Raw genomic sequence first — 13,345 nt, 5'->3', positions numbered from 1 at the left:
AACTTTATGTCCCGGACTCTTATTATAGAGCCATTTTATTTTGTCCCAGCCTCTTTTATTAGTTTTCAGGAATCATTAAAATTAAGAATTATATAATATCTAATACTAAATTCGATTGTTACTATAATGCCTCAAGAAATACTTTAATAGTGTACATCCAACATAAATTAAACTATAATAAATTATGAGTTTATATGGACGGGGATTTTATAATAGGAGGTAACATTTTGAGTTTAGTGAAAAAAAAGAATGACGATATTCGCATCATTCCACTTGGTGGTGTCGGCGAAATCGCAAAAAATATGTATATCGTTGAAGTAGACGATGAAATGTTTATGTTAGATGCGGGGTTAATGTTCCCAGAAGATGAAATGTTAGGTGTAGATATTGTAATTCCTGACATTCAATATGTCATTGAAAATAAAGAAAAACTAAAAGGTATCTTTCTAAGCCATGGTCATGAACATGCTATTGGTGCAGTTAGCTACATTTTAGAACAAATTGATGCACCAGTATATGGCTCTAAATTAACGTTAGCACTTGTTAAAGAGAATATGAAGTCACGTAATGTTAAAAAGAAAGTACGTTATTATACTGTAAATCATGATTCGGTAATGAGATTTAAAAATGTTAATATCACTTTCTTCAACACTACACACAGCATTCCTGATAGTTTAGGAATTTGCATTCATACTTCATACGGTTCAATCGTTTATACAGGTGAATTTAAATTTGATCAAAGTTTACAAGGACACTACACGCCAGATATCAAACGTATGGCTGAAATAGGAGAAGAAGGTGTCTTCGCATTAATCAGTGACTCAACAGAAGCTGAGAAACCAGGATATAATACACCTGAGAATGTTATTGAATCGCACATTTATGATGCTTTTGCGAAAGTAAAAGGACGCTTAATTGTGTCATGCTATGCTTCAAACTTTATTAGAATCCAACAAGTTTTGAACACTGCAAGCAAATTAAATCGTAAAGTTTCATTTTTAGGTCGTTCACTTGAAAGTTCGTTTAATATTGCACGTAAAATGGGATATTTTGACATTCCTAAAGACTTGTTAATCCCTATTAACGAAGTTGGAAATTATCCTAAAAATGAAGTCGTAATTATAGCCACTGGTATGGAAGGCGAACCTATCGAAGCATTGAGCCAAATGGCCCAACAAAAACACAAAATAATGAATATTGAAGAAGGCGATTCAGTATATTTAGCAATCACAGCATCAGCTAATATGGAAGTTATCATTGCTGATACACTAAATGAATTAGTGCGCGCAGGTGCATATATTATTCCTAACAATAAAAAGATTCATGCATCTAGTCATGGTTGCATGGAAGAATTAAAAATGATGATTAATATTATGAAACCTGAATACTTTATCCCTGTTCAAGGTGAATTTAAAATGCAAATTGCGCATGCTAAATTGGCTAACGAATCTGGTGTGGCGCCGGAGAAAATTTTCTTAGTCGAAAAGGGAGACGTTATTCATTACGATGGTAAAGATATGGTATTAAACGAGAAAGTTAATTCTGGCAATATTCTTATCGATGGTATTGGTGTAGGAGATGTCGGTAATATCGTATTGAGAGATCGTCATTTACTTGCAGAAGATGGTATTTTTATTGCAGTTGTTACATTGGATCCGAAAAATAGACGAATTGCTGCTGGTCCTGAAATTCAATCACGTGGTTTTGTATACGTCCGTGAAAGTGAAGAACTAATGAAGGAAGCAGAAGATAAGGTTCGTGAAATTGTTGAAGCAGGTCTTCAAGAGAAACGTATTGAGTGGTCTGACATCAAACAGAATATGCGAGATCAAATCAGTAAATTACTATTTGAAAGTACAAAACGTCGTCCAATGATTATTCCAGTTATTTCAGAAATTTAAGATATATACAATCAAAAAGAGGTCGGGACAACATCACAGTTGTGTAATAATTTAAAAGGTTATGTAAACTCATTACTTAAATTATTCACTTTAGTTTATGACGATAAGTCTAAATGTGGTTGGTATTGTTCCAACCTCTTTCATACTTTTAAAAATACTATTAATACATATCGGAATACTATAAATATTTGTATTAGAAGAAATATTAAGTGAGAAATAAAGAAGGTGTACTATTTTGCCACAAACTAAGAAAAAAACAACAACTCGTAAAAAGGGTGCAACAGCTCGTAAATCGACTAAGAAAAAGCAACAGAAAAAAGATAGCTCAATTCGCTATATCGTTGCAATCATTATAGTCATTTTGTCGGTTTTGGGAATGTTCCAATTAGGAATTGTTGGTCGAATGATTGATAGCTTTTTCAATTATTTGTTTGGAATGAGTCGCTATTTAACATACATATTACTAAGTTTGATTACAGTCTATATTGCAATGCAAAAGAAATTTCCTAAAACAAGACGGACTTTTGGGTTAATATCATTACAATTTGTCTTATTAATTACAACACAAATTATTTACCATTTTCAAAAAGGTGCAGTATCTGAAAGAGAACCTGTTTTATCCTATGTGTATAAGGCTTATGAACATAGTCATTTCCCGAATTTTGGTGGGGGATTAATAGGATTTTATTTACTTAAAATATTTATTCCACTCATTTCAATTGCTGGTGTCATCATCCTTACATTAATTTTATTAAGTTCTAGTATTATTTTATTGCTTAAACTTAGACATAGAGATGTTGTTAAAGCATCAATTGATAAAATGAGAAACTCAAGTCAAAGTGCATCATCTAATTTCAAAGTAAAAAGAGAACAAAACAAACTTAAAAAAGAAGAACGTCAACGTGAAAAAGAAGAAGAGCGTGAACGCCTACGACAACATCAATTAGAACAAGAACAACTTGAGTCAGAACAAATCAAAGATGTTAGTGATTTCCCTGAAGTTAATACTGAACCAGAAGATATTCCTATATATGGACATAGTGAATCGCAAGAAAGTAAACAAACAACTACTAATAAACGTAAGAAAAGACGTTTTGGTTTAAATAGTGAAAATATTGATAAAGAGAATAGTAGTAACGAGGAAACAAATCTAGAGGATAAAAATTTACCAGAGTCGAATTCAAATGATAATCATCAAATGAATGGAACAATTTCCGAAGCTGGTGAAGAGTCAAATGTGGCATATCACATTCCTCCATTATCATTACTTAATCAGCCAGCTAAGCAACAATCTACATCTAAGTCTGAAGTTCAACGTAAAGGCCAGATACTCGAATCAACAATGAAAAATTTTGGTGTAAATGCAAAGGTTAAGCAAATTAAAATTGGTCCAGCTGTTACACAATATGAAATCCAACCAGCCCAAGGGGTTAAGGTTAGTAAAATTGTTAATTTGCATAATGATATTGCACTTGCTTTGGCAGCGAAAGATGTGCGAATAGAAGCACCAATTCCAGGTCGATCAGCTGTTGGTATAGAGGTACCAAATGATAAGATTTCTTTAGTTACGCTTAAAGAAGTTCTTGAATCTAAATTCCCAGCGAGTAATAAGCTGGAAGTTGGACTTGGTAGAGATATTTCTGGTGAACCAATGACAATTCAATTAAATGAAATGCCCCACCTATTAGTTGCAGGATCAACTGGTAGTGGTAAGTCAGTATGTATCAATGGCATTATTACTAGTATTCTTTTAAATGCAAAACCTCATGAAGTTAAACTTATGTTAATTGATCCTAAAATGGTGGAATTAAATGTTTATAATGGAGTACCACATTTATTAATACCGGTAGTTACAAATCCACACAAAGCTTCTCAAGCATTAGAGAAGGTAGTTGCTGAAATGGAACGACGATATGATTTATTCCAGCATTCATCTACACGTAATATTGAAGGGTATAATAAATTTATACGCCGTCAGAATGAAGAACTTGATGAAAAACAGGCAGAATTACCATATATAGTAGTCATTGTAGATGAGTTAGCTGATTTAATGATGGTTGCAGGTAAAGAAGTAGAGAACGCAATTCAACGAATCACTCAAATGGCTAGAGCAGCAGGCATTCATTTAATTGTTGCTACTCAAAGACCATCTGTAGATGTAATCACTGGTATAATCAAAAATAATATACCATCACGTATTGCGTTCGCAGTAAGTTCTCAAACTGACTCTAGAACAATTATAGGCTCTGGGGGAGCTGAAAAATTACTTGGTAAAGGTGATATGCTATATGTAGGAAATGGTGAATCAGCTCAAACGCGTGTACAAGGTGCTTTCTTAAGTGATCAAGAAGTACAAGATGTAGTTAACTTTGTTGTTGAACAACAAAAAGCAAATTATGTGAAAGAAATGGAACCAGATGCGCCAGTAGATAAATCAGAAATGAAGAGTGAAGATGCTTTATATGAAGATGCATATATATTTGTAATTGAACAACAGAAAGCTAGTACTTCACTATTGCAACGACAATTTAGGATTGGCTATAATCGTGCTTCTAGATTAATGGACGATTTGGAACGTAACCAAGTTATCGGACCACAAAAGGGCAGTAAACCTAGACAAGTATTAGTAAATTTAGATGATGAAGAGGTGTAAATGATGACAGAGTTAAACTCAGCTTTTAAAGTGAAAGAATATATTCTAAAGCAGATTAAAGAACAATCTTTAAAACCTGGTGATAAACTACCTAGCAATTTATCGATTGCTAGAGAATTAAATGTAAAAACTGATGATGTCTATGAAGCGATTGGTGAACTCATAACTGAACAAGTCTTGACAGATAACTTTGAAGAAGGACCAAGCGTAAAAACATTGCACCCCTTCTTCTATCCATTGAATAAATTATTTAGCATCAACGATATGATTAAAGAAGCTGGCTACCACTCAGGCACGGAATATTTAAGTTTAGAGCAACAACCTGCCTCCATACTGGATGCACAAATGTTAGGTATCAATGATAAACAACCTATTACAATCATTGAACGACTGCGTACTGCCAACCACCAACCAGTAATTTATTGTTTAGATAAAATCGCAGAAGATTATCTAACATGTGCAGATTATCAAGTGAGCGATGGTTCTATGTTAAATGCAATAGAGACTAATACGGGACGTAAAGTCGCTTCAGCTGAAACAGAGGTTGAAGCCATTAGTTATGAACCACATATTTCTGATATTCTAAACGCATCTCCACATGAAGGTTTAATGCTATTAAAGGTTGTACATTATGACGAAATGGGTAAACCTATTTTATACTCATTAAATTATGTGAAAAGCAGTCTAGTTAAATTTAAACTGACGCGTACAAAAATATAGAAACAATATTAAGGAGTGTGGATGAATGTTAGAACAACAAATCAATAATGAGCATCAAATACATATTGATGTGTTACCTACAGATAAATTTAAGACAACTATGATTACCTTTAAATTTATGGCACCTTTAGAATATGAAACTATTACAGCACGATCATTGTTAAGCAAGTTGTTAATACGTGCTACAAAAAAATGGTCCACGGATAAAGCATTTAGTAAACATCTATCTGAACTATATGGTGCATACATACATAGTTTTGTCTCAAAATTTAAAGATAAACACGTTATCACTATCTCATTAGAAATAGTTAACGAACGCTATTTAAAAGATTCAACACCCTTATTTGAAAAAGGGTTAAATGTACTATATGAAGTGATAATGAATCCACTTATAGAGAATAATGCCTTTAACACAACGTTTGTAAATCAAGAAAAATCATTATTATCAAAGAAAATTGAAGCTGTAATTGATAATAAAGCACAATATTCTTTCTTGAATTTATTAAAATATATGTTTAAAGATGAACCTTATCGTCATTTAGCCACAGGTCAGATTGAAAAAATTAGTACAATCACACCTGAAAATTTGTATAATACATACCAAAACATGATTAGTAATGACCTTTGTTCCGTTTATGTAGTAGGTAACGTAAATAAACAAGAAGTTAAACAATTAATTCAATCTAAATTTACGATTAATCCATTTAAAATAGCGAAAACTAATCAACTTAATTTAAAAGATTCAAGTTCAGAAACACAATATATAGTTGAAGAAGATGAAGTCGATCAAGCTAAATTAAATATGGGTTATCGTTTTCCAACACGATTCGGGGCAAATGATTATTATGCATTGGTTGTATTAAACACGATGTTCGGTGGCGATCCATCATCTGTATTATTTAATGAAGTCCGTGAAAAGCAAAGTCTAGCATATTCAATACACTCTCAATTAGATGGTAAAAACGGTTATCTTTTTGTATTAAGCGGTGTTTCAGCAGATAAATATGAACTAGCTAAAGATACAATTTTAGAGGAGTTTGATAAGTTTAAACGCGGTGAATTTGATATAGATAAATTAGAACTTGCTAAAAAAATTATCATTTCTCATAGGCACGAAATAACCGATCGACCTAAAAGTATCATCGAGGTCATGCAAAATCAACTACTGTTAGATTATAAACAAACAGACGAAAACTACATAGATCACATTCAAAGAGTAACAAAGGATGATGTGATATCAATGGCTAATAAAGCAGAACTAGTTACGATATATGTACTTACAAAGGGGGATCATTCTTAATGAGGGAAACATACTATGAACTGATTGATGAACGTGTTTTTGAACATGAATTAACTAATGGTTTACGTTTATTTGTTATCCCCAAAAAAGGATTCCAAAAGACGTTTGTAACGTATACTACTCAATTTGGCTCTCTTGATAATACTTTCAAACCTCATAATCAAAATGATTTTGTGACCGTACCAGATGGTGTCGCTCACTTTTTAGAGCATAAGTTATTTGAGAAAGATGATACTGAAGATTTATTCACTGCATTTGCCAATGATAATGCTCAAGTAAACGCATTTACTAGTTTTGATCGCACTAGCTATCTGTTCAGTGCAACAGATAATGTTGAAAGGAATATTTTAAGATTATTAGAAATGGTTGAAACGCCTTTCTTTTCTAAGGAAACGGTAGATAAAGAAAAAGGTATTATTGCTGAAGAAATAAAGATGTATCAGGAGCAACCTGGTTATAAAATTATGTTTAATACTTTACGTGCTATGTATCAAAATCACCCTATTAAAGTTGATATAGCAGGAAGCGTTGAAAGCATTTATAACATTACTAAAGATGATTTATATTTATGTTATGAAACATTTTATCATCCATCAAATATGGTGTTATTTGTCGTTGGGGATGTCAATCCTGAAAACATACGTGACATAGTTGAAACTCATGAAAATAAAAGGGATAAAACGAATCAGTCTAGCATTGAACGAGCAACTGTTGATGAACCAACAAATGTTATAACACCATTTGTTTCAGAAGAAATGAAATTACAATCTCCTAGATTAATGTTAGGTTTTAAAAATGAACCAACTGAAGCGTCACCACATGAATACGTACAACATGATTTAGAAATGACACTATTTTTCGAATTAATATTTGGTGAAGAAACTGAATTTTATCAGACTTTATTAAATGAAGATTTAATAGACGAATCTTTTGGATATCAATTTGTACTCGAACCTACATATTGTTTTTCAATTATCACCAGTGCAACGCAATATCCAGATAAGTTAAAAGAAGTGTTGTTAAGTGAACTAAACAAGTATTGTGGCAATCTTGATGATCAAGAAGCATTTGAATTGTTGAAAAAACAATTTATTGGAGAATTTATTTCAAGTTTAAATTCTCCTGAATATATTGCAAATCAATATTCTAAATTATACTTTGAGGGCGTCAGTGTATTCGATATGTTAGATATTATAGATAATATAACATTAGATAGTATTAACGAAACTGCATCTAAATTTTTAAATATCAATAATATGGTTGATAGTCGATTGGAGCCTAAAGCTTAATGAGAGCGTTAGTACTTGGTGGGTCAGGCTCTATTGGAACAGCAATTGTAGAGCGTTTATTAGAAGAAGGTAATGAAGTAATTATTCAATATTTTCAATCAGATTTAAAAGCATTACAAGATAAGTACAAAGGCGAAGCAGTCGAATTTATACAAGTTGATTTGACGCAAAATATTGATTTGGAAACTACATTTGCTCACATCAAACATTTAGATTGTTTGATATACAGTAGTGGTACAGCTTTGTATGGCTTATTGCAAGATATGTCAGATAAAGATATTGATCTTAGTTATAACATTCATGTTAAGCAGTTAATTAGATGTTGTCGTTATTTTATAGACTTAATACGTCAAAGTGAGTTTGGTCGAATTATTGTTATTTCATCCATTTGGGGTGAAATAGGTGCGAGTATGGAAACAATTTACTCGGCAATGAAAAGTGCACAAATCGGTTTCGTCAAAGCGCTAAGTCAAGAATTAGCGATGACTAATGTCACTGTTAATGCTATCACGCCTGGTTTTGTAAGTGGAAATATGTCACAAGTTTTTAATTCAGATGAATTGAAAGCTATATTAGCAGAATTGCCTCAGCAAAGAATGATTAATCCTTGTGAAATTGCGCATACGTGTGCTTATCTATGGAATCCTTTGGCGAAAAGTATTACTGGAACTGTTCAAAAAGTAAACGGTGCTTGGTATATTTAAGTTATGACAATTAGGGATGTGATAGCATTTAACGTCACTACTCTATTAGCTATAGTAAATTTCCCTTACACAGTAAAAAAAGATTTTTGAACCAAGTTCTAAATGCTATAATATGATTACTAATTTTAATATTCCGATGGTAGGTTACCATTTAAAACAAGGGGCGGATATTGATGACAGTAGCCGAAAAGAAAGAATGGTATCTTGAATATGAAATCACAGTTAACCGAGCAGGTTTACTGGGTGATATTTCGAGTTTACTTGGTATGTTAGGTATAAGTATCGTTACGATTAACGGGGTTGATCAAGGTCGACGGGGTTTATTAATTAAAACGGACAGTCTTGAGAAAGTTAATCGCTTTGAACATATAATCAATGAGCTTAGTGAGATAGAAATTACTAAATTAAGAGTACCTGAATTACGTGATAGATTGGCTGTTAGACATGGACGTTATATTGAACAAGACGCCGATGATAAAAAAACTTTTCGTTTTGAACGTGAAGATTTAGGTTTATTGGTAGATTTTTTGGCTGAACTTTTTAAAGAGGAAGGTCATAAATTAATTGGTATCAGAGGTATGCCGCGTGTCGGAAAAACGGAATCAATCGTAGCAGGAAGTGTATGTGCGCATAAGCGATGGCTATTTATTAGTTCTACATTGATTAAGCAAACTGTACGAAGCTCTCTTATTAAAGGAGAATATGATTCTAACCATGTTTATATTATTGATGGCGCTGTCACTGCTAGAGAATCAAACCCTAAGCATCAAGAATTAGTGCGTGAAGTAATGACCTTACCATCAATCAAAGTGGTTGAACATCCAGATTTATTTGTGGAATCGGGTAATTATAGCATGGATGATTTTGATTATATTATTGAATTAAGAGAAAATGAAAATCAAGAAATTGAATATGATCAAATGAAACAACAAACAGTTAAAAGTAAAAACACGCTAGACTTTGGAGAAGACATGTTTGGCGGAGGATTTGGATTTTTTGAATAGTGGTTGTGGAGGCTTTTAGAAGTGAAGACAATTGGTGAAACATTAAAAGGTAGACGTGAAAGGCTAGGAATGACGTTAGCAGAATTAGAAGAGCGCACTCAAATTAAACGTGATACGTTGAAATTAATCGAACAAAATCAGTTTGATAAATTAGCTAAAGTTGATTACGCAGAGGGTTTTATTCGACGTTATGCGAGTGTGGTAAATATTGATTCACAACAACTGATTCAAGCGCATCAAGAGGAAATACCAGATAGTCAACATCAATTGAATGAACTTTTATATAGATATCATAATGATGACGCGCCTACATATCGTACTAAGAATAAAGAACCTTTACAATTAATGATAATTATTGGTTGCATTATTGTAATAACTTTTATCTTATGGGTCTTAGCTGTGTTACTATTATAAAATGAGAGATAAATTTAGAAATGAGGCTTTAACATGAATATTCCAAATCAAATTACGGTTTTCAGAGTAATATTAATTCCGGTTTTCATATTATTTGCTCTAGTAAACTTTGGATTTGGCAATGTATCTATTTTAGGTGGATTTGAAATCCGTATTGAACAACTTATTGCTGCTATCATTTTCATTATAGCTTCTTTAAGTGATTTCCTAGATGGGTACTTAGCTAGAAAATGGCAACTTGTAACTAATATGGGTAAATTCTTAGATCCCCTAGCTGACAAATTATTAGTTTCCAGTGCATTAATTGTTATGGTTCAATTAGGACTTACAAATTCAGTAGTAGCAATCATTATAATTGCACGTGAATTTGCTGTTACAGGATTACGTCTATTACAGATTGAACAAGGGTTTGTTAGTGCTGCTGGTCAATTAGGTAAAATTAAAACTGCTGTGACTATGGTTGCAATTATTTGGATTTTATTAGGTGATTTATTAGCAACATGGATAGGCATCCAAATTGGACAAGTATTACTTTATATAGGTGTTTTATTCACGATTTTATCTGGTATTGAATACTTTTATAAAGGTAGAGATGTTTTCAAACATTAAATTAGTGAAATATAACCAAGAATGATAGCGATAGATAGATAATTCTATTCCTATTTATTCTTGGTTTTTTAGTTCAATTTTTAGAATAAATGTCATACTTTGCATTATAATGATAGATGTTGTGCAAGAATTATCGTTAGGGGGATAAATGGACATGAATATTTCAATAATAGCTGTTGGATCTGAGTTATTATTAGGACAAATTGCTAACACGAATGGACAATATTTATCAAGATTATTTAATAGTATTGGTAAAAGTGTTGTCGAACATACTGTGATTGGCGATAATCCTCAAAGATTAGAGTATGTTATCAAAGAGGGATTAAAACGTTTTGATACACTTGTATTTACTGGGGGATTAGGACCTACAAAAGATGACTTAACAAAGCATACTGTTGCGAAGGTGCTTGGTAAAAATCTTGTGACAGATACGAATGCATTAGAATATATTGAGAATTATTTTAAAGAACAAGGACAAGAAATGACGCCTAATAATAAGCAACAAGCTTTGGTTATTGAAGGTGCAAAAGTATTACAAAACAATTATGGGATGGCACCTGGTATGTTGGTGGAATATGATGATAAGAAAGTCATTTTATTACCTGGCCCACCAAGTGAAATGCAACCAATGGCAAAGAATGAGTTATTACCTTATTTAATGGATGAAGATAGAGTTATACACTCAGAACAATTAAGATTCGCTGGAATTGGAGAATCTAAAGTTGAAACAGAGTTAATGGATTTAATTGATAGTCAAGATAATCCAACTATTGCTCCATTAGCTGGTACGCATGAAGTTTATATTAGATTAACTGCTAATGCCAATACAGAAAAAGAATGCAAAAAGTTAATTGAACCTACTAAAGAGAAGATTCTTGCAAGAATAGGTGACTATTATTACGGTTCGGATGATGTCGTTATTGAACAGGCATTGATGAATATTATAAATAAAAGTTTCAGTATATATGATGGCGTGACAAATGGTGCACTATATACACGTTTGAAAAACCAAGATTTAAATCATTTATTGAAAGGACAACTACCTGATTCATCAGTCTTTGTTTCTGATTTTGATGATATTCTAGATAAATTAAAATATGTATCTCAATATGTAAAAGATTTATATAAAACTGATTGGGGTATAGCGTTATTACACGATCAAGAACAAGTTTATCTTGGATACTATGATGACAGTGTGTTTAAATATGAGACATTTAAAATGCCTCTAAAACGTAATATTTTAAAAAGCAGAAGTCAAAATTATGCCATGATAAAGTTAATAAATTGGTTTAAATAGTTATTATTTTTGAAAACTAGAGTATATTTTTAGTACGTTTGTTCGATTTTATCTTGGCTTGCATTGTTAAAAGCGAACAAATATTCGCAAAATGCTTGTAATTAGTTTCAATTGAATGTATAGTATTAATTAAGATATTAATACGATGATTAACTCGTTAATAGGAGGTTTCGCTTTGGATAATGATCGTCAAAAAGCTTTAGATACAGTTATAAAAAATATGGAAAAATCATTCGGTAAAGGTGCCGTTATGAAACTAGGAGATAATAAAGGACGCCGTGTTTCAAGTGTTTCAAGTGGATCAGTTACATTAGATAACGCACTAGGTGTAGGTGGTTATCCTAAAGGTAGAATTATAGAGATTTATGGACCAGAAAGTTCTGGTAAAACAACAGTAGCTTTACATGCTATTGCAGAGGTACAAAAGAACGGTGGCGTTGCTGCATTTATCGATGCTGAACACGCACTTGATCCGGTATATGCAGAAGCATTAGGTGTAGATATTGATAATTTATATCTATCACAACCAGACCATGGTGAACAAGGTTTAGAGATTGCTGAAGCCTTCGTTCGAAGTGGTGCAGTTGATATTGTAGTAGTTGACTCTGTTGCCGCATTAACACCTAAAGCAGAAATTGAAGGTGAAATGGGCGATACGCATGTAGGACTTCAAGCTCGCTTAATGTCACAGGCGTTACGTAAATTATCTGGTGCAATTTCAAAATCAAATACAACAGCCATTTTCATTAACCAAATTCGTGAAAAAGTTGGTGTAATGTTTGGTAACCCAGAAACTACACCTGGTGGACGTGCATTAAAATTCTATAGTTCTGTTCGTTTAGAAGTTCGTCGTGCTGAGCAGTTAAAACAAGGGCAAGAAATTGTTGGTAACAGAACTAAAATTAAAGTTGTCAAAAACAAAGTTGCACCACCTTTTAGAGTCGCTGAAGTAGATATTATGTATGGTCAAGGTATCTCTAAAGAAGGTGAATTGATTGATCTTGGTGTTGAAAATGACATCGTAGATAAATCAGGTGCATGGTACTCATATAATGGTGATCGAATGGGTCAAGGTAAAGAAAATGTAAAAACATACCTTAAAGAAAATCCTCAAGTTAAAGAAGAAATCGATCGTAAGTTACGAGAAAAACTCGGTATTTTCGATGGAGATGTTGATGAAAAAGAAGAAGATGCACCTCAAACATTATTCGATGAAGAATAGTATTTACAATTTTAAGTATTGAAGTGAATATTTCGCAAACTATATAGCGATAAAGTTTTAGTAAAATACATTAGTTCATTAAAATTCACTTTTAGTATATGAAATAAGCCTGCTACATTTGATAAGCTACCCCAGTATTAAGCATTGAATAAATGAAATACTAGGAGTCAGTTTTTATCGCCTATCATTGTAGTAGGCTTTTTGTTTTTATATAAGAGCCTGGGACATAAAT

Annotated in this window: 11 protein-coding genes; all 11 read left to right on the top strand. The window is 32.4% G+C overall.

Going from position 1 to position 13,345, the window contains the following annotated elements; all coding sequences use genetic code 11:
* The first annotated feature begins 227 nt into the window (after positions 1 to 227).
* The 11 genes from rnjB to recA all read left to right on the top strand — a co-directional run bounded on the left by rnjB (position 228) and on the right by recA (position 13,113).
* Positions 228 to 1,901 carry a ribonuclease J2 gene (rnjB, locus tag F1592_RS13160; RefSeq protein ID WP_016930684.1) on the top strand — a complete coding sequence of 558 codons (1,674 nt, stop codon included), beginning with the start codon at positions 228 to 230 and terminating at the stop codon, positions 1,899 to 1,901.
* Positions 1,902 to 2,136: 235 nt separating this feature from the next.
* Positions 2,137 to 4,554, top strand: coding sequence for a DNA translocase FtsK (locus F1592_RS13155; protein WP_053017095.1), 2,418 nt, complete (start codon positions 2,137 to 2,139; stop codon positions 4,552 to 4,554).
* Positions 4,555 to 4,557: 3 nt separating this feature from the next.
* Positions 4,558 to 5,274, top strand: a complete 717-nt coding sequence (locus tag F1592_RS13150) for a GntR family transcriptional regulator (RefSeq protein ID WP_107610024.1) — start codon at positions 4,558 to 4,560, stop codon at positions 5,272 to 5,274.
* 25 nt (positions 5,275 to 5,299) lie between these two features.
* On the top strand, positions 5,300 to 6,574 hold the full coding sequence (gene yfmF / locus F1592_RS13145) for an EF-P 5-aminopentanol modification-associated protein YfmF (protein ID WP_053017096.1): 1,275 nt from the start codon (positions 5,300 to 5,302) through the stop codon (positions 6,572 to 6,574).
* Positions 6,574 to 7,863, top strand: a complete 1,290-nt coding sequence (gene yfmH / locus F1592_RS13140; protein ID WP_107609740.1) for an EF-P 5-aminopentanol modification-associated protein YfmH — start codon at positions 6,574 to 6,576, stop codon at positions 7,861 to 7,863. Before yfmF ends, yfmH begins: the two co-directional genes overlap by 1 nt.
* Positions 7,863 to 8,567: an elongation factor P 5-aminopentanone reductase gene (ymfI, locus tag F1592_RS13135; protein ID WP_053017098.1), complete on the top strand. Its 705-nt coding sequence runs from the start codon at positions 7,863 to 7,865 to the stop codon at positions 8,565 to 8,567. Before yfmH ends, ymfI begins: the two co-directional genes overlap by 1 nt.
* A gap of 173 nt (positions 8,568 to 8,740) precedes the next feature.
* Positions 8,741 to 9,571, top strand: coding sequence for a YmfK family protein (locus tag F1592_RS13130; protein ID WP_037551607.1), 831 nt, complete (start codon positions 8,741 to 8,743; stop codon positions 9,569 to 9,571).
* 21 nt (positions 9,572 to 9,592) lie between these two features.
* Positions 9,593 to 9,985 carry a helix-turn-helix domain-containing protein gene (locus F1592_RS13125; protein WP_053017099.1) on the top strand — a complete coding sequence of 131 codons (393 nt, stop codon included), beginning with the start codon at positions 9,593 to 9,595 and terminating at the stop codon, positions 9,983 to 9,985.
* 33 nt (positions 9,986 to 10,018) lie between these two features.
* Positions 10,019 to 10,594 (top strand): CDP-diacylglycerol--glycerol-3-phosphate 3-phosphatidyltransferase, encoded by a 576-nt coding sequence (pgsA, locus tag F1592_RS13120; RefSeq protein WP_053017100.1) that lies wholly within the window; start codon positions 10,019 to 10,021, stop codon positions 10,592 to 10,594.
* Between the two features lie 154 nt (positions 10,595 to 10,748).
* Positions 10,749 to 11,891, top strand: a complete 1,143-nt coding sequence (locus tag F1592_RS13115; protein ID WP_037537293.1) for a CinA family nicotinamide mononucleotide deamidase-related protein — start codon at positions 10,749 to 10,751, stop codon at positions 11,889 to 11,891.
* A 175-nt stretch (positions 11,892 to 12,066) separates the two neighbouring features.
* Complete coding sequence (gene recA, locus F1592_RS13110) at positions 12,067 to 13,113, top strand: recombinase RecA (RefSeq protein ID WP_037551602.1); 1,047 nt, start codon at positions 12,067 to 12,069, stop codon at positions 13,111 to 13,113.
* The last annotated feature ends 232 nt before the right edge of the window (positions 13,114 to 13,345 follow it).

Source organism: Staphylococcus sp. GDX7P312P (genome assembly GCF_008385775.1).
Classification (GTDB): Bacteria; Bacillota; Bacilli; order Staphylococcales; family Staphylococcaceae; genus Staphylococcus; species Staphylococcus haemolyticus.
The sequence above is the reverse complement of the archived record's forward strand: the minus strand, read 5'-3'. Positions and strand labels throughout refer to the sequence as shown.

Bases quoted from the DNA above. Each gene is read 5' to 3' on its own strand.
- F1592_RS13150 (WP_107610024.1), top strand. From the start codon at position 4,558: ATGACAGAGTTAAACTCAGCTTTTAAAGTGAAAGAATATATTCTAAAG.
- yfmF (WP_053017096.1), top strand. From the start codon at position 5,300: ATGTTAGAACAACAAATCAATAATGAGCATCAAATACATATTGATGTG.
- yfmH (WP_107609740.1), top strand. From the start codon at position 6,574: ATGAGGGAAACATACTATGAACTGATTGATGAACGTGTTTTTGAACAT.
- ymfI (WP_053017098.1), top strand. From the start codon at position 7,863: ATGAGAGCGTTAGTACTTGGTGGGTCAGGCTCTATTGGAACAGCAATT.
- F1592_RS13130 (WP_037551607.1), top strand. From the start codon at position 8,741: ATGACAGTAGCCGAAAAGAAAGAATGGTATCTTGAATATGAAATCACA.
- pgsA (WP_053017100.1), top strand. From the start codon at position 10,019: ATGAATATTCCAAATCAAATTACGGTTTTCAGAGTAATATTAATTCCG.
- F1592_RS13115 (WP_037537293.1), top strand. From the start codon at position 10,749: ATGAATATTTCAATAATAGCTGTTGGATCTGAGTTATTATTAGGACAA.